This window comes from Actinomadura hibisca NBRC 15177 (genome assembly GCF_001552635.1).
Classification (GTDB): domain Bacteria; phylum Actinomycetota; class Actinomycetes; order Streptosporangiales; family Streptosporangiaceae; genus Spirillospora; species Spirillospora hibisca.
The window spans coordinates 42711-58985 of record NZ_BCRO01000043.1 but is presented as its reverse complement, the minus strand read 5'-3'; the positions used below and the strand labels follow the sequence as shown (position 1 = coordinate 58985).

21 protein-coding genes are annotated in these 16275 nt (G+C 70.5%); 11 read left to right on the top strand and 10 right to left on the bottom strand.

The features are described 5' to 3' along the window. Positions 1–6 precede the first annotated feature (6 nt). Positions 7–456 (bottom strand): MarR family transcriptional regulator, encoded by a 450-nt coding sequence (locus tag AH6_RS21285; RefSeq protein WP_067482540.1) that lies wholly within the window; start codon positions 454–456, stop codon positions 7–9. 66 nt (positions 457–522) lie between these two features. Between AH6_RS21285 and AH6_RS21280 the strand changes: the two genes are divergently transcribed. Next, positions 523–1710, top strand: a complete 1188-nt coding sequence (locus tag AH6_RS21280; protein WP_067482538.1) for an FAD-dependent monooxygenase — start codon at positions 523–525, stop codon at positions 1708–1710. Between the two features lie 7 nt (positions 1711–1717). Here the strand turns inward: AH6_RS21280 and AH6_RS21275 are convergent, their stop codons facing one another. Then, complete coding sequence (locus AH6_RS21275) at positions 1718–2113, bottom strand: cupin domain-containing protein (RefSeq protein ID WP_067482536.1); 396 nt, start codon at positions 2111–2113, stop codon at positions 1718–1720. A 52-nt stretch (positions 2114–2165) separates the two neighbouring features. Between AH6_RS21275 and AH6_RS21270 the strand changes: the two genes are divergently transcribed. Beyond that, positions 2166–3155 (top strand): GlxA family transcriptional regulator, encoded by a 990-nt coding sequence (locus tag AH6_RS21270; RefSeq protein WP_067482534.1) that lies wholly within the window; start codon positions 2166–2168, stop codon positions 3153–3155. Here the strand turns inward: AH6_RS21270 and AH6_RS21265 are convergent. Then, positions 3131–3832, bottom strand: a complete 702-nt coding sequence (locus AH6_RS21265) for a GntR family transcriptional regulator (protein WP_067482532.1) — start codon at positions 3830–3832, stop codon at positions 3131–3133. The genes AH6_RS21270 and AH6_RS21265 overlap by 25 nt on opposite strands. A gap of 138 nt (positions 3833–3970) precedes the next feature. Between AH6_RS21265 and AH6_RS21260 the strand changes: the two genes are divergently transcribed. Genes AH6_RS21260 through AH6_RS21240 form a run of 5 tightly spaced genes read left to right on the top strand, consistent with a single transcriptional unit; the run spans position 3971 to position 8253 of the window. Further along, positions 3971–5200 (top strand): NRAMP family divalent metal transporter, encoded by a 1230-nt coding sequence (locus AH6_RS21260; protein WP_067482530.1) that lies wholly within the window; start codon positions 3971–3973, stop codon positions 5198–5200. Position 5201: 1 nt separating this feature from the next. Further along, positions 5202–5969, top strand: a complete 768-nt coding sequence (locus AH6_RS21255; RefSeq protein WP_067482528.1) for a LamB/YcsF family protein — start codon at positions 5202–5204, stop codon at positions 5967–5969. A 9-nt stretch (positions 5970–5978) separates the two neighbouring features. Beyond that, positions 5979–6596, top strand: a complete 618-nt coding sequence (locus AH6_RS21250) for a 5-oxoprolinase subunit B family protein (protein ID WP_067482526.1) — start codon at positions 5979–5981, stop codon at positions 6594–6596. Next, positions 6593–7468: a 5-oxoprolinase subunit C family protein gene (locus AH6_RS21245; RefSeq protein WP_083983298.1), complete on the top strand. Its 876-nt coding sequence runs from the start codon at positions 6593–6595 to the stop codon at positions 7466–7468. The genes AH6_RS21250 and AH6_RS21245 overlap by 4 nt, the downstream gene beginning before the upstream one ends. Beyond that, the gene (locus AH6_RS21240) at positions 7465–8253 is read left to right on the top strand and encodes a putative hydro-lyase (protein ID WP_083983297.1); all 789 of its coding nucleotides are present in this window, start codon (positions 7465–7467) and stop codon (positions 8251–8253) included. Before AH6_RS21245 ends, AH6_RS21240 begins: the two co-directional genes overlap by 4 nt. 225 nt (positions 8254–8478) lie before the next feature. On the opposite strand, the gene AH6_RS21235 is transcribed toward AH6_RS21240, so the two are convergent. From AH6_RS21235 to AH6_RS21215, 5 genes are all read right to left on the bottom strand, one after another. Beyond that, complete coding sequence (locus tag AH6_RS21235) at positions 8479–9996, bottom strand: methyltransferase domain-containing protein (protein WP_067482524.1); 1518 nt, start codon at positions 9994–9996, stop codon at positions 8479–8481. A gap of 169 nt (positions 9997–10165) precedes the next feature. Beyond that, positions 10166–10321: a hypothetical protein gene (locus AH6_RS21230; RefSeq protein WP_157431612.1), complete on the bottom strand. Its 156-nt coding sequence runs from the start codon at positions 10319–10321 to the stop codon at positions 10166–10168. A 181-nt stretch (positions 10322–10502) separates the two neighbouring features. Beyond that, the gene (locus AH6_RS21225) at positions 10503–11339 is read right to left on the bottom strand and encodes a helix-turn-helix domain-containing protein (protein WP_083983296.1); all 837 of its coding nucleotides are present in this window, start codon (positions 11337–11339) and stop codon (positions 10503–10505) included. A gap of 3 nt (positions 11340–11342) precedes the next feature. Next, complete coding sequence (locus tag AH6_RS21220) at positions 11343–11861, bottom strand: DUF6879 family protein (RefSeq protein ID WP_245679404.1); 519 nt, start codon at positions 11859–11861, stop codon at positions 11343–11345. Beyond that, positions 11851–12249 (bottom strand): hypothetical protein, encoded by a 399-nt coding sequence (locus AH6_RS21215; RefSeq protein WP_067482520.1) that lies wholly within the window; start codon positions 12247–12249, stop codon positions 11851–11853. Before AH6_RS21215 ends, AH6_RS21220 begins: the two co-directional genes overlap by 11 nt. Before the next feature lie 177 nt (positions 12250–12426). Here AH6_RS21215 and AH6_RS21210 point away from each other — a divergent pair, with 177 nt between their 5' ends. The 4 genes from AH6_RS21210 to AH6_RS21195 all read left to right on the top strand — a co-directional run bounded on the left by AH6_RS21210 (position 12427) and on the right by AH6_RS21195 (position 14575). Continuing rightward, positions 12427–12783 carry a hypothetical protein gene (locus tag AH6_RS21210; protein ID WP_067482518.1) on the top strand — a complete coding sequence of 119 codons (357 nt, stop codon included), beginning with the start codon at positions 12427–12429 and terminating at the stop codon, positions 12781–12783. Beyond that, the gene (locus AH6_RS21205; RefSeq protein ID WP_067482516.1) at positions 12780–13058 is read left to right on the top strand and encodes a hypothetical protein; all 279 of its coding nucleotides are present in this window, start codon (positions 12780–12782) and stop codon (positions 13056–13058) included. The genes AH6_RS21210 and AH6_RS21205 overlap by 4 nt, the downstream gene beginning before the upstream one ends. Next, entirely contained in the window at positions 13055–13267 is a 213-nt protein-coding gene (locus tag AH6_RS21200) for a hypothetical protein (RefSeq protein WP_067482514.1), read from the top strand. The genes AH6_RS21205 and AH6_RS21200 overlap by 4 nt, the downstream gene beginning before the upstream one ends. 159 nt (positions 13268–13426) lie before the next feature. Then, entirely contained in the window at positions 13427–14575 is a 1149-nt protein-coding gene (locus AH6_RS21195) for a methyltransferase domain-containing protein (protein WP_067482512.1), read from the top strand. Between the two features lie 613 nt (positions 14576–15188). Here AH6_RS21195 and AH6_RS21190 read toward each other — a convergent pair. Both AH6_RS21190 and AH6_RS21185 read right to left on the bottom strand, forming a co-directional pair. Then, positions 15189–15392: a DUF397 domain-containing protein gene (locus AH6_RS21190; RefSeq protein WP_067482510.1), complete on the bottom strand. Its 204-nt coding sequence runs from the start codon at positions 15390–15392 to the stop codon at positions 15189–15191. Continuing rightward, the gene (locus tag AH6_RS21185; RefSeq protein ID WP_067482508.1) at positions 15389–16204 is read right to left on the bottom strand and encodes a helix-turn-helix domain-containing protein; all 816 of its coding nucleotides are present in this window, start codon (positions 16202–16204) and stop codon (positions 15389–15391) included. Before AH6_RS21185 ends, AH6_RS21190 begins: the two co-directional genes overlap by 4 nt. Positions 16205–16275: the final 71 nt, after the last annotated feature.

Below are 16275 nucleotides of genomic sequence, written 5' to 3'. Positions count from 1 at the left end.
CCGTGGTCACAACCGCCGCATGGCCTCCTCCTGTCGCCAGGCCGCGTCGGTCATGAACTGCGCGACGGTGGCCAGCTCGTCGTCCTCGTAGCCCTCGCACAACTCGCGCAGCGACCGCACCAGGTCCTCGAACAGCGGGGCCACCTTGGCCACCCAGTCCTGCCGGAACTCGATCAGCACCTTGCGCCCGTCCTCGGGGTGCGGGACGCGCCGCGCGGCCTCCTTGCGCTCCAGGCGGCCGATCAGCGCGGTGACCGAGGCCGGGGTCAGCCCGGTGTGCCGGGCCAGGTCGCCCGCGGTCATGGGGCCGCGCCGCGCCAGCACGTCCAGGGCCTTCTCCTCGGTGGCGCTCAGGCCCTGGCGGGCGGAGAGGGCGGTGTGGAAGAGCACGGCGGCGGTGGACAACTTGCGGCCGGCGAGCAGGACCTCTTCCACCAGTTCGGGACGACTTGGCATGGGCGTAGTCTAGCGCTAGTGTTTAGTTCGATCTAACTAAATAAATCCCACGGAAGGAGCACCACCATGCGAGCTCTGATCATCGGCGGCGGCATCGCCGGGCCGGTCGCGGCGATGGCGCTGCGGCGGGCGGGCGTCGAGGCCACCGTCTACGAGGCGCACCCGTCCGGCGCGGACGGCGTCGGCGTCTTCCTCACCCTCGGCTCCAACGGCATCGACGCGCTACGCGCCATCGGCGCCGACGCGCCCGCCCTGGCATCCGGCTTCCCGACGCCGGGCATCGCCATGGTCAGCACCACCGGCAAGCCGCTGGGCCGGGTGAGCACCACCGGCCCGGACGAGGCGGGCACCGTCAGCCGCACCCTGCGCCGCGCCGACCTCTACCGGGCGGTGCGCGACGAGGCCGTGGCCCAGGGCGTCCGCATCGAGCCGGGCAAGCGCCTGGTGACCGCCGAGGACACCGGCGACGGCGTGACCGCGACGTTCGCCGACGGCACACGGGCACACGGTGACCTGCTGGTCGGCTGCGACGGCGTGCACTCGACCGTCCGAGGGCTGATCGACCCCGGCGCGCCCGCCCCCGCCTACACGGGCCTGATCGGGCTCGGCGGGTACACGCGGGGCGTGCCCGTGGACGTCGCGCCGGGCGACTACTCGATGGTCTTCGGCAAGCGCGGGTTCTTCGGCTACGCCCTCGCGCCCGGTGGCGAGGTGTGGTGGTTCGCGAACGTGCCGCGCCGCGACGAGCCCGCGCGGGGCGAGGTGGAGGCGATCGGCGCGGAGGAGTGGCGCGCGCGGCTGGCGCGGCTGTTCGAGGGCGACGGCGGGCCCGCCGTCCGGCTGGTCGAGCAAGCCCACGAGATCATGCCCGCGAGCCCCATGCACGCGATGGTGAAGCTGCCCGCCTGGCACGACGGCCGGATGATCGTCATCGGGGACGCCGCGCACGCCCCGTCCCCGTCCTCGGGCCAGGGCGCGTCGCTGGCCATCGAGGACGGGGTGGAGCTGGCCCGCGCGCTGCGCGACCACGGCGACGTCGCGCGGGCGTTCGCGGCCTACGACGCGCTGCGCCGCCCCCGCGTCGCGCGCATCGTGAAGCAGGCCGCGCGGGTGAACAACAACAAGGCGGCGGGGCCGGTCGGCCGCGTCCTCCGCGACCTGCTGCTGCCGGTGGTCCTCAGGATGACCGCCGACGGCAGGCAGACGCGCGAGACCTACGGCCACCACATCGACTGGGACGCCGCCGTCGCGTGAGGCCGGATCAGAGGTCGAGGGCGTGGCCAGTGGTCGCGTCCACGTGGTCGGGGACCTCGTCGTGCCGGTCGCCGACCGTGGGCGTCCCGGCGGGCTCGAACATCAGGATGGACGCGCCGGACGGGGCGTACGGCCGGTGCTCGGTGCCCTTGGGGACGGTGAAGACCGCGCCCTGGGGGAGCGTCACCGTGCGCTCCCCGGCGGGCTCGCGGAGGGAGATGTGCAGCTCACCGTCGAGCACGAGGAAGAACTCGTCGGTGTCGTCGTGGGCGTGCCAGATGTGCTCGCCTTCCACCTTGGCGATACGGACGTCGTAGTCGTTGACACGGTTGACGATGCGGGGGCTCCACAGCGCGTCGAAGGAGGCCAGGGCCTTGTCGAGGGAGACGGGGTCGTTGCTCATGGGGCCATCCTGGGCGGTTCCGCGCGGGCGGTGTGAGTGCTAGGAATCGCATATGGCGCAAGAATCCTCGCACCGGGTCGTCGTGATCGTGGACGCGAACTCCAACCCCTTCGAGCTGGGCTGCGCGACCGAGGTCTTCGGCCTGCGTCGCCCCGAGCTGGGCCGCGACCTCTACGACTTCCGGCTCTGCTCTCCCGAGCCCCGCACGCTGATGCGGGACGGGTTCTTCACGCTCACCGGCGTCACCGGCCTGGAGGCGGCCGACAGCGCGGACACCCTCATCGTCCCCAACCGTCCCGACGTCGAGGTCCCCCGCCGTCCGGCCGTGCTCGACGCCATCCGACGTGCGCACGCGCGCGGCGCGCGTCTGGTCGGCTTCTGTAGCGGCGCGTTCACCCTGGCCGAAGCCGGAGTTCTCGACGGGCGACGGGCCACCGCGCACTGGCAGTGGGCACCCTCCTTCCGGGCGCGCTTCCCGTCCGTCCAGTTCGAGGAGGACGTGCTGTTCGTGGACGACGGCGACATTCTCACCGCCGCCGGAAGCGCCGCCGCGCTCGACCTCGGCCTGCACGTGGTCCGCCGCGACCACGGAGCGGAGGTTGCCAACTCGGTGAGCCGGCGGCTGGTGTTCGCCGCGCATCGGGACGGCGGGCAGCGGCAGTTCGTGGAACGTCCCATGCCCGACGTGCCGGACGAATCCCTGGCACCCGTCCTGGCCTGGGCACAGGAGCGGCTGGACACGCCGCTCACCGTCGCCGACCTCGCGGCACGCGCGGCGGTCAGCCCGGCGACGCTGCACCGCCGCTTCCAGGCGCAACTGGGCACGACGCCGCTGGCGTGGCTCACCGGCGAACGCCTCGGCCTGGCCTGCCGCCTGATCGAGCGAGGCGAGGCCCGCTTCGAGATGGTCGCGCGACGCAGCGGGCTCGGCACGGCCGCCAACCTGCGGACGCTGATGCGCCGCGAGACCGGCATCACCCCGTCGGCGTACCGGCGCCGGTTCGGCCCCGAAATAGGTCAGGCGGGCTCGACGGCCGTGTAGGCGGCGGTGAGCTGGGCCTCGGCGTCGTACAAATAGGCGCGCAACTCCTGGTCGGCGGTCGTCAGGTCACCGGCGGCCAGCAGGTCGGCCAGCCTGCGGTTGCGGGGCAGGTAGGGGCCGTGGAAACGCTCCGCCGAGCCCATCACGTGGAAGACCAGGCGCAGCTCGGCCAGCAGGTGGCGCATCATGTCGTCCACCCGGGGGCTGCCGCACAACGCGGCGACGGCCTGGTGGAAGCGGATGTCGGCGGTGCCGACGTCGGCCCAGCGGCCCTCGGCGGCGGCGCGCTCGCCCTCGGCGACCACCGCGCCGACGCGGGCCACCGGCTCCGGGCCCGCCTCGGCGGCGTTGCGGACCCCGGCGCCCTCCAGGATGCGGCGCACCCGGTAGACGTCGGCGACGTCGGCGAGGGTGAGGCTGCGCACGAACACGCCCCTGTTGAACTCGTGCACGACCAGCCCCTCCTGGGCCAGCAGCCGGAACGCCTCGCGCATCGTGTTGCGCGACACGTTGGCGGCCTCGCTCAGGAGCTTCTCCGGGAGCGCCGCGCCGGGCACCAGGTGCCCGTCGGTGATCTGCTGGCGCAGCAGGTCGGCGACGCGGGTGACGGTGCTGGAGCGGGCCAGATCCCCGCTCGCGGCCTTGAGGTTGGCGATCCAGTCGTCCTGCGTCGTCACCCTGTTCTCCCCGTGGGAATGCGGCGCCGAGGCCCGGCCGGGTCAAGCGTAGTGCAAGCGGAGTTCAACTGAGCTATTGCCCGATTGTTGAACAATCCCTACTCTCAGGGAAAGCCACCACACCCCCGAGGGGCTGTCATGACCGACCAGACCCTGGCCGAGCCGGCCCGGCCCGCCCGACCCCCGGCGGGCCGCGGCGTGCTCGTCGGCGCCATGTTCCTGATGGCGACCAGCGCCATCGGACCCGGCTTCATCACCCAGACGACGACCTTCACCGCCAAGCTCGGCGCCGCGTTCGCGTTCGCGATCCTGGTGTCGGTGCTGGTGGACATCGCGATCCAGCTCAACGTGTGGCGCGTCATCGGCGTCGCCGGGCGGCGCGCCCAGGACCTGGCCAACGACGTGGTGCCCGGCGGCGGCTACGTGCTGGCCGGGCTCGACCTGCTCGGCGGCATGATCTTCAACATCGGCAACGTCGCCGGATGCGCCCTGGGTCTGAACGCGCTGTTCGGCCTGGACGTCAAGATCGGCGGCGCGGTGTCGGCGCTGGTCGCCATCGCGATCTTCCTGGTGAAGCGGGCCGGGGTCGCGATGGACCGGATCGTGGTGGTGCTCGGCGCCGTCATGATCCTGCTGACGCTGTACGTGGCGGTGATCTCCGGGCCGCCGGTCGGCGACGCCCTGAAGCAGAGCGTGCTGCCCGAGCGGGTGGACCTGCTCACCATCATCACGCTGATCGGCGGCACCGTCGGCGGCTACATCGTCTACGCGGGCGCGCACCGCATGATCGAGTCGGGGCTGACCGGGCCGGAGAACGTCCCGGGCATCACCCGCAGCTCGGTGTCGGGCATCCTGATCACCGCGCTGATGCGGGTGCTGCTGTTCCTGGCCGTGCTCGGCGTGGTCGCGGGCGGCGCGAAGCTGGCGGCGGACAACCCGGCGGCGTCGGCGTTCCAGCACGCGGCCGGGGACGTCGGGCAGCGGCTGTTCGGACTGATCCTGTGGTCGGCGGCGATCACCTCCGTCATCGGGGCGTCCTACACCTCGATCTCGTTCACCGTGTCGTTCTCGCCGTGGATCGAGCGCCACCGCAACCGGCTGGTGGTCGCGTTCATCGTGGTGGCGACGGCGATCTACCTGCTGATCGGCACGGCCCCGGCGAAGCTGCTGGTGGCGGCGGGCGCGCTGAACGGGCTGATCCTGCCGTTCGGCCTCGGCGTGCTGCTGTGGGTGGCGGCCCGCCGCCGCGACATGCTCGGCGGCTACCGCTACCCGGTGTGGCTGCTGAGCCTCGGCGTGCTGGCCTGGGCGTTCACCCTCTACCTGAGCTGGCACCTGCTGACCACCCTCGACCAGCTGTGGAAGTGACATGCGCATCGACCTGAACGCCGACCTCGGCGAGAGCTTCGGCCGCTGGGAACTGGGCGACGACGAGGCCCTGCTCCAGGTGGTGACCAGCGCGAACGTGGCCTGCGGCTTCCACGCGGGCGACCCGACGGTGCTGCGCCGCACCTGCGAGAACGCCGCCCGACGCGGTGTGGCGATCGGCGCGCACACCGGCTACCGCGACCTGACGGGCTTCGGGCGGCGCTTCATCGACGTGCCGCCGAACGTCCTCACCGACGACGTGCTGTACCAGCTCGGCGCGTTGCGGCAGTTCGCGGAGGTGGCCGGGACGCGCGTCCGCTACCTCAAGCCGCACGGGGCGCTCTACAACACGATCGTGCACCACGAGGCGCAGGCCCGCGCGGTGGTGACGGCGGCCCTGGAGTTCGACCCCGGCCTGCCAGTGCTCGGCCTGCCCGGCTCGACGTGGCTGCGACTGGCCGCCGAAGCCGGGCTGCCGGTGGTACACGAGGTATTCGCCGACCGCGCCTACACCCCGGAAGGCACGCTGGTGCCACGCCGCGAACCCGGCGCGGTGCTGCACGACCCCGCCGAGGTCGCCGCCCGCTGCCTGCGGATGGCCGCCGAGGGCGAGATCGTGGCGATCGACGGCAGCGTGGTGAAGGTGGAGGCGGAGTCCATCTGCGTGCACGGCGACAGCCCGGGCGCGGTGGCGATGGCGCAGGCCGTCCGCACCCGCTTGGAGGAGGCGGGCATCACCGTCGAACCGTTCACCGCCGTCCGAACCTAAGGAGACAGAGTGCGGGTACTGCCGGCCGGGGACACCGGCCTGCTGGTCGAACTGCCCGACCTCGACACGATGCTCGGGCTGTACTCGGCGCTGACCGACAGGCCGCCGCCGGGCGTGGTGGACCTGGTCCCAGCGGCCCGCACCCTGCTGCTGCGCCTGGCCGACGACGCGGACACCGCCGCGATCACCGCAACCATCCACGCGACCAAACCAGCACAACCAACAGCCCACACAACCGAGACACTGAAAATCCCCGTCCACTACGACGGCGACGACCTGGCAGAAACAGCCCGTCTCACCGGCCTGACCCCCGCCGAGGTCATCGCCGCGCACACCGGCACGCTGTGGCGAGTCGCGTTCATCGGCTTCGCACCGGGCTTCGCGTACCTGGCAGGCGGCGACCCCCGCCTGCACGTCCCGCGCCGCTCGACTCCACGCGTGCGAGTCCCGGCCGGGGCGGTCGGGCTGGCGGGAGAGTTCAGCGGCGTCTACCCCGTTGAGGCACCGGGCGGCTGGCAACTCATCGGCCGCACCGATACCCCAATGTGGGACCTGGATCGCGACCCGCCCGCGCTGCTGCGGCCGGGGATGCTGGTCCGCTTCACCGCCGTGGGCGGTGCGGCGTGAAGCGGTGCCTGGAAGTGATCGCCCCCGGCCCACTGGCCACCGTGCAAGACCTGGGAAGACCAGGCCAAGCGGCGCTCGGCGTCGGCACCTCGGGAGCCGCCGACACAGCCGCACTACGACTGGCCAACCGAGCACTAGGCAACCCCGAGAACGCCGCAGCCATCGAAGCAACCCTCGGCGGCCTAACGCTGCGCTGCTACGGCGGCCTGTTCGCGACGGTGACCGGCGCACCCACACCCCTAACGGTCAACGGCCGCGCAACAGCGCCCAACACCGTCTTCCACCTGCCCGACGGAGCCGAACTACGCATGGCCGCCCCGCCCACGGGCCTGCGCAGCTACCTGGCGGTACGCGGGGGAGTGGCAGTGGAAGCCGTTCTGGGCTCCCGCTCCACCGACACCCTGGCAGGTCTAGGCCCGCCACCCCTGACCCCCGGCACGGTGCTGCCGGTCGGCCTGCCGCCGGACCGGCCGCCGCTGCTGGACGTGCTTCCGGTCGCGCCGCCGACCGGCGGTGAGGTGGCGTTGCGCGTGCGCCCCGGACCGCGTGACGACTGGTTCACCGGCGCCGCGCTGCGCGTCCTGCTGACCGAGCCGTACGAGGTGACCAGCGAGATCGACCGGGCCGGGATGCGCCTGGCCGGGCCGCCGCTGGAACGCGCCCGCACCGGCGAGATCCCCAGCGAGGGCATGGTGGCGGGCGCTCTCCAGGTGCCCCCGGCGGGCAGCCCGGTGCTGTTCCTGGCCGACCATCCGCTGACCGGCGGCTACCCGGTGATCGCAGTGGTGGCCGCCGCCGACCTGCCGCGCGCCGCCCAGACCCGTCCCGGCCAGCGGCTCCGCTTCCACATCGACCGAAGGGGAAGACCATGACCGACTTCGACGCGGCCGCCCTGACCCCCGACCAGGCCCGCGCGCTGTTCCGGAACGGGCTGCGCGCGCCCACGGCGGGCTGGTGCGCGGGATGGACGCAGGCCAACCTGATCTCGGTGCCGCGCGAGGACGCCTACGACGTGCTGCTGTTCGCGCAGCGCAACCCCAAGGCGTGCCCGGTGCTCGACGTTACGGAGCCCGGCCAGGTGTCGGCGTCGCTGTTCAAAGGCGACCTGCGCACCGACCTGCCGGGTTATGTCGTCTACGAGGACGGCGCGCCGGTCGCCGAGACGGCCGACGTGCGCGAGTACTGGCGCGACGACCTGGTGTCGTTCCTAGTCGGATGCAGCTTCACGTTCGAGGCCGCGCTGCTGGAGGCGGGAATCCCCGTCCGCCACATCGAGCAGGGCCGCAACGTGCCGATGTACCGGACGGCCCGGAACTGCCGTCGCGCGGGGTCACTCGGCGGCCCGCTGGTGGTGTCGATGCGCCCGATCCCGGCCGAACAAGTGGCCGACGCAGTCCGGATCACCGCGCGCTACCCGGCCGTGCACGGCGCGCCGGTGCACGTGGGCGACCCGGCCGAACTGGGGATCGAGGACCTGGACGCACCGGACTTCGGTGACCCCGTCGAGGTGCGCTTGGGCGAGCTGCCGGTGTTCTGGGCATGCGGGGTTACGCCGCAGGCGGCGGTGATGGCGTCCCGCCCGAAGTTCGCGATCGGCCACGCCCCGGGCCACATGGCGATCACCGACGCCCGAGACGCACAATTCCTGGCCCCCTGACCCAAACTTCGGCGCATGACGTCCACGGTGCGAGTCGCTGACGGCCTGCCTGCCGGAACGGGAGCCGTTCAACTCCGTAGGGTGACACTGACCCGTACCGAACGAGCGGGAGATGATGGGGGCGATCCTGCAACCCACATCCGAGATGGGCGTCTACCACGTCGAGGTTCGCAGGAAGTCGCCTCGGGGCACCAGCCGCCCATTTCCTGGTCGCACTCAATGACATCAACCGGCCCACTCCGCTGGACGCCGCTGGCTACGGTCACCACGACCGGGCAGATCGGGGAGAAGCACAGCATGGATGACGGGCTGCCACGACGCTACATCCAGGACGACGACTCGGCTGCCGCCGGGGAGGGCGTCGTCCCTGACGAGGTCTACGGGACGCCCCGGCCCGGCCACGGCACTGTCTGGTACGGGGTCGCCGACCTCGCCGACGACCCCGACACCGCGACGTGGGAGGCGACCTGGATCGATGACTTCTCCGCACCCGACGCCAACGGCGCAACGACCGGGATCACCCGGTTCCAGGGTCCCAAAGACGAGGTCCTGGCATGGGTGGCGACGCAGCCCGCCGCCGACCGGGTGGACCAGAACGACCCAGGCGAAGACTAGGTGGACGCCGACAAGGCGAATTGCGTTCGTAGCGGCGGTGCAGTCGACGAAAGCCGTTGAGCTATCGTCGTCAAGCCACACCATGTGCGCGTCGGGGGTCACCGTCATGCCCAAGCGGGTGATGTCGGGCCGTCCCCAGCGCAGCCACTGGAGATAGGCGTTCTCGATCTCGTCCCACAGCGACCGGTCACCGGCCTGCTGGACCTCGAACTCGTCCTGTCCGGGCTCGTAGTCCACTGAGGCCCACGGACCCGTGCGGTCGTCGCGGTCCAGCGCCCACACCGTCGCGCCGTCGTCGTCCTCGTAGTAGCGCCAGACCACACCCGGCACCAAGGCGGCGACGATCACGTCCACGCTGACCGGCTCGTAGCGCAGGGCGCGCGGATCGACGCGCGTCCGGCGGGTCCGCACCTGCCGATCGGCTGCCTGACGCCAGTCGCGGGCCTGGCCCGCTGCTGGACGCTGGGAGCGCAGCATCATGTAGTCCGCCGATCCGGCGAATCGCCCCACGGCGGTCCCGTCGTCCAGCACGTCCAGCCGCAGCAGTCCGCCGCACCCGAACCCCGGCGCGTACGGGGCGACGATCACCCCGCCGGGCCGGGTCTGCTCGATCCAGGCGTACGGGATCTGAGACACCGCGCACGTGGCGTGAACGCGGTCGTAGGGTGCTCCTTCAGGCCAGCCCTCGGCCCCGTCGCCCACCACGACTCGGCAGCCGTACCCGGCCTTCTTGAGACGCTCGGACGCTGCCATCGCCAGCGCGGGATCGACCTCCACCGTCGTCACGTTCCCGACACCGAGCCGCGCCGACAGCAGCGCGGCCGTCCAGCCCGAACCGGTGCCGATCTCCAGCACCCGGTGATGGTCCAAGGGGGCGAGCTGGTCCAGAAACTCGGCCACCACCGTCGGCATCGACAGCGAGGAGGTCGCCTGTCCTTGGCCCTCGGCGTGGCCGTCGTCGAACTGGGTGATGAGCGGCTGGTCCAACGCCACCACCCGCGCCCACTCGTCCGGGTCGGTGTCGCGGTCGATCCGCGCCCAGGGACCCGGGCCGAGGTCGGCCCAGATCACCGGGGGTGCGAACAGACTGCGCGGAACTCGCGCCATCACCTCGCGCCAGTCGGTCACCGCTACTTCTTCCCGTCGTTGGGTTGCCTCGGGTGCCGTCGCCCTTGCCGCCGTGCCCCGAGCCCTTCTGGCTGTCGCCGCTGCCGCCGGGGGTCTTGCCCTCGTCGCCCGAACCGCCCTCGTGTCGTCCCATCACCGTGCTCCTTTCCAGCCAACCCGGCGCAGTCGTTCACTGCGCCACGGGACCAACACCCGTCTCGCGGGGGCGCAGGCCCGCCGCGATCAACTTGTCTCGCAGGTCGATGCCCGACACCGCCCGCACGAAGAAGTCCTTGCCGCGTACCGCGAACCAGCGCCCTGCCGTGGCGTCCGCCGTGAACGCCACATCGGGGAACTCCGCCCGTAGCACCGCCAGGAACTCCGCAGCGTCTGGTGGACGTGACGGCACGGCAGTCACGACGATGCCTGCCCCGGCTGATTCCGTGACGGGATCACTTGCCGCAATGCGCCCTTGATCTGCACCAGCGCGTCCGCTTGTCAACACCAAGTGCCTATATGGCGGGTGCCTACCCGAGTGCTTCGAGGGCGCGGGCGATCAGCTCCCTGACCGGCTGGCCGTAGACGGCCGACCGCTGGAGCCTGGCGAACGCCTTGGCGTACAGAGCGATCTCGTGGGGCTGCGTGATCGTGAGCTCAGCCGAGTAGGTCTCGACCATGACGGTGCGCTCATCGAACATGATGAACGAGTTGCCCGGCCAGAGCTGGTATACGGCCCTGGTGGGAATGATGCCCAGGCTCAGGCGGGGCAGGGACAGGACGGCCATGAGCCGGTCGAGTTGGCCGCGTAGGACATCGGGGCCACCGAGGTTGGTGTAGAGCGCTTGCTCGCCGAGGATCACGTTGTAGCGGCGATCGCCTTGGTAGAGGTATTGCTGACGTTCCATCCGGGCCGCTACGCCCCGCTCGATGTCGTCGGGGATCTCGTAGAAGTCCACGACCTGTTCGAGCATCGCGGTGGCGTACTCGGCGGTCTGGAGGGTGCCCCAGACGAGGGCCGGATGGTAGACGCGGAAGACCTTGGTCTGCTCGTAGAGGTTGATGGAGTGCTGCTGCCGGAGCTTGGTTCCGGTCTGGAGCGTGCGCCGCCACTCCAACCACATGGCGTTGATGTTCCGGACGGTCGCGATCAGTTCGGGGATCTGGTCTCCGGCGTTGCAGTGGCGGCACCAGATCCGGATGTCGTTCTCGTTGGCGGTGCGCTTGCCGTGCTCGATCCGGCTGACCTTGGACAGGTGCCACCCCGCCAGGGCGGCCAGAGCCCGCCCGGTGAGCCCCGCGTCCTTGCGGAGATCACGTAGGCGGGCTCCGAGCGCCTCTCGTGCTTGCTGTGCCTGGTGCGACACGGCTTAGGCGGGCTTGTATTCGTTGTGCGGGATGGCGAGCTTCCACAGCCGGTCCCGGACCTTGGCGCAGTCGGCCACCGTGTCGGGGTCGGTGACCAGTTCGGACCCCTTGATGCGCCCGTCATCGTGGAAGTGGCCGACTGTGACCACTTCATCGTCGAACAGCCACCAGTCGTTGCCGCCGACGGGGAACACCAGTCCCTCGGGCAGGAGGTGCCGAGGCAGCCAGCGGATGTCTTCTCCGGTCTCCCGGTTGAGCCGGGTGACGGAGTGTTCCCAGCGGATGTACTCGGTGAGTGGTTCGCTGATGACGCGTACTCGGCGGACGGTCTTTCCTGCTCGGGTAGCTTGTCGGACTCGCTCCAACCAGGGCTGAAGCCAAGCGAAGTCGTCAGGTTCGCCACGGCGCCAGCGGGCTATCGGAGCATCCTCGTACGCGGCCCCGTAGGAGTCTTTGAGTTCCAGGTGGAAGGCGTCGCGCTTGAAGGTGCCGAGCAGTTCGTCTCGTTGGTCAGGCGTCATCAACTCCACGGTCGTTCTCCTCCAGCAGTGCCCGCAGGGCTTCCCTCGGGACCTCGATGCAGTCCTCGTTGTCCGGCAGGGCCAGCTCGGCGCGGATCGCGGGGTCGGTGACTCGCGGCCCTTGAACGAGGTAGTTGCCGTTCTCCAACACATGCACGATCGGGGGTGCCCAGCTCGTCACCACGCCGTGAAGCCCGTCCTTGGACAGGTGCGCCAGGAGCCTGGCGTAGATCTCCACGCACGTCTCACCTTCCGGGATGTCGAGCTTGGCGAGGATCTCCGGATCGGTGACCTTGTAGCCCTGGATGAGGTAGGTCTGACGGTCGGTGGCGTAGAGGGTCGGGCTGTCGCCGCCGGAGGTCTCCTTGCCCAGGAACCGTATCTGCATGCTCGCTCTCCCGTCTGAGAGTTTGCCGGGGTTTGCAGCTACCGCATCGTCAAACGACCCTCCGATCTCGTCAAGAGTCGATGTGGCAAACAGTGGCAAACCCCTTGGGGGCCTTGGTGCACCGTACTTACGGTGCCGGGTAACGCACAACGCGCATCGGCACCTTAGGAGGGTTTCGTGGCTTCCCTGGATCGGCCCCGTGAGTCCGATGCCGAGCAGGTGACCGACCCGCGTGGGGCGGCGTTCACGGCGGCTCTGGCTGGGCTGGCGCGTGGTCACAAGCTGACGGTGACCGAGCTGTCCGGGACGCGATTCAGGGTGGCGCAGGGGCCGGGGTCGCGGGGGTTGGAGGTCGAGGCCCGGCCGCGCGCCGACGATGGGGGCCGGTGGTGGTTCTGCTGGGGCGGGACGGTGTGGTTGTGCGAGGCCGACAACCCCACTGACGCGCTGGTGCAGATCAAGGGCGCGCTCAAGCGGATCACCTCGCCGTGGAGCCGACCGGAGGATGCGGGCGTGTCCTGGGTGCGGTCGTGACCGCCGTCCCGTCACGGCCGGTGCGCGCGGGCGTGGTCTGGCCCGAGACGCGGCCCGAACCGCGTCCCTGGCCTGCCCCGGCTGGGCCGGATGCGGCGGAGTTCCTGGCGGTGCTGCGGGCCGAGTTTCCCGGTGTGGCGTTCACCGCCGACGCGGCGGCCGGGCGGTGGTTCGCGGTACGCGGCAAGAATTTCTTCGTCCGCGCGGCGAACGGGATCGAACTGCGGGACAGGCTGATCTCGGCGGGGATGCGACCGCGCGAGGTGAACCGGTGACCGGCAAGTGGGTTCCGGCCTCGGTGGTGGTGTGGCGCGAGCCGGACGGCATCTTCCTCATCTCCGACCACGACGGGCAGCCTCTCGCCACCTTCTACGACGAGGGCGACGGGTGGTGGCGGATCGCCCGCAGCAACGGGACCGAGGTGCGGGTGTGGAAGCCGGGTGCGGGGCCGGAGGAGATCACCGCGCGGGCACTGCGGCAGTGACACGCCGCGTGGCGGTCGGCCACGCGGACGGGCAGAAGGGATGTCCAAGTGGGCAAGCACGATGAGAAGAAGGACGGGGACGGCAAGTGGGACAAGCCGATCCCGCCGCCGGACCCCAAGAACCCGCCCGGAGGCGGCAAGCACGAGAAGGGCAAGTAGATGGCCGATGCTGCGGAGCTGTCGGCCCGGCTGGTGTCCGAGCTCACCGAGGCGGGTGATCTGACGCCGGAGTGGCGCGGGTCGTTTGAGAAGGTGACCCGGCACCGGTTCATCCCCGACACGGTGTGGGTCGAGGACGGGGACCGGCTGGTGCCGGTGCACCGAGCCGACGACGAGGCCGCGTGGCTGGAGCTGTGCTACGCCAACGACTTCGTCATCACGCAGGTGGACGACGGTGACCCGGCCGGGCCGGGACAGGTCGGCCACGAGATCACCAGTTCGGCCAGCCGCCCGGACGTGGTCGCGCGAATGCTGGTGGCGCTTGAGGCCGAACCCGGCATGACCGTGCTGGAGATCGGCACCGGAACCGGGTGGAACGCCGCGCTGCTGGCCGAACGGCTCGGGGCCGACAACGTGACCTCGGTGGAGGTCGATCCGGCGGTGGCCGACCACGCGCGCCGCGTGCTCTGGCAGGCGGACTACCAAGTCAGGGTCGCGGCCGGGGACGGCGCGGAGGGCTACCCGGCGTGCGCACCGTTCGACCGCGTGATCGCCACCGTCGCCGCCGACCGGGTGCCGCACACGTGGGCACAGCAGACGCGGCCGGGCGGTCGGGTGCTGGTGCCGTGGGCCACCGACTTCCACAACGGCGCACTGGTGTCGTTCCTGGTCGCGCGGGACGGCACCATGCGCGGCCGGATCGTGGACAACGTGGCGTTCATGCGACTGCGTGATCAGCGCGGCAAACGCGCCTCACTCGACCGCGACGTGCGCGATGTCGGCGGGGCGCGCCGGTCGTGCACCGGTCTGCATCCCTATGACGTGGTCGGCGATTACGACGTCTCGCTGGCGGTCGGGTTGAAGGTGCCGCGCTGCAAGCTGATCGTCACCCACGACGACGGCGGGGCGTACACGGTGTGGCTGGTCGATCCTTGGTCGGGCTCGTGGGCCAGCCTGGAGGTCGAGCCGGGCGCGGAGAAGTTCCCGGTCCGCCAGTCGGGCGACCGGGACCTGTGGCGGGAGGTGGAGGACGCCTACCGCTGGTGGGACGGGCTGGACCGTCCGTCCGCCGACCGGTGGGGCCTGACGGTCACGTCCGAGGGCCAATACCTCTGGCTCGACTCCGAGGACCAGCGGATCGACCGGTAAGGGCCGGGCCTCGCCGCCGGGGACGCTGAGCGTCCCGGTGCGGTCCGTGCGGCGGCGGGGCGGCACACCATGCGGCGGCGGCCCGGCGCGCGGATGTGCGTCGCCGTGGTCGCCGCGTCCAGTTGGGCGGGGAGTCCACGCCCCGCCCGAGGGGGGGCTGTGTTCCGGTCCCGGCCACCGCTTCCCCGTTGTCGGTGGTCGGCCGGGCGCGGCCGTCCTGGGGCCGGTGCGCGTCCCCCGCGCGGCATCGGCCCCGAACGCCACAGCACCCCTCCGGCCGGGTCGGGCCGGGGGGTGCGGGTGTGTCCGGGGCGGGGGTTACCGCTTGACGGGGATGTACTCGCCCATCGCGGCCTGGCACTCGTGCGCCGGGCGTGGAGTCGGATGCCAGCTCTCGCGATAGGCGGGTGAGCGCGGCGACCTTGACCGGCCGGAGCTTGACCGTGGTGACCTCGGGGTTGCCTTGGGGCAGGTCCGCGCCTTCGGCGACGAACTGAGTGGGCACGTCCTTGCCGACGCCATCCGTCCATGTGTCCGAAAGTGACACCTGGAGGCCATGGTTACGCAGAAGCCGCCATCCCTGCCACAGAGTGACCGCCTTCGGCCGAGGCTGCTAGTAAGGCCAGCCCGGCCTCAGGCCGCCGCTCTTGATCTCCGTCAGGAGTCCGGCGAACTGGATGGCGGTGAGGTCGAGATGACCGCCCCGGGGGTTCTTGGAGTCGCGGACACCGATGCCGTGCGTAAGGCGTCCCAGCTCAACGCAGTGCTCGTCGTTCGCCCCACCGCTGTAGGAACTCTTGCGCCACTGGATGGTCATCTGTATCGCTCCAGGTACTGCTTGAAGATGTCGACGGAAGCTTCCTCGGAGGCCGCCTTCGCTCCGATGCGATCAAAAATAACCGACAGCTCCCTGACCTCGGAAGGTGATTCGATCAAGCGGCCTCCGTTCTGGGCACCTGAATAGGCGACGTCTCGGGTTCCGAGGCTGAGGAGCTGCAGGGGGCCGTCCACTCCCAGGTGCGCTCCGGACGTGAAGGGGACGACGCGCAAGCTCACGTTCGGAAGGCTCGACATGTACAGCAGATGTTCGAGTTGTTCCTTCATCGTGCCCGCGTCACCGACCGGCCTGGCTAGAACGCTTTCGTCGATCACCGCCCAGAGATCGACCTCCATTCCTCGGGCCAGGAGCGCCTGACGCCGTGCGACGCGCCTGGCCATGGCGCCCTCGTGATCCTTGGTGATCGCTGCCTGCACGTATGCCCAGGTATAAGCGTCGGTCTGGAAGACGGGTGGGATGACTTGACCGTGGAACATCTTGATCAGAGAGGCTGCTTCCTCGTACTTGACGAGCTGGCGTCCCCAGTCGGGATCGTGGGCCATGCGGGCGTACCAGAGGAGGAGTTGAAGCAGCGCCCCGGTCCCGTACCTGTCATCGAGCAGTGCCATCTGATCGTCTTGGGGGCGCTGCCTGCCCGCCTCCATGTTTGAAACAGTGGAACGAGCCGCTGCGATGATCTTGCCGCACTGGGTCAGGGACAGTCCTTCCTTCTTGCGCTGATAGCGCAGGTAAAAGGCTAAGAAGTGCCACATGGAGATCTTGGGATCGAGTGGGTCGCGAACGATCGGCATATCTGCTCCGCTGTTTGGTGTTGTTTCGAGTACAGCGCAACGATACGCAGTGTGAGCAACCCTTGACGGGA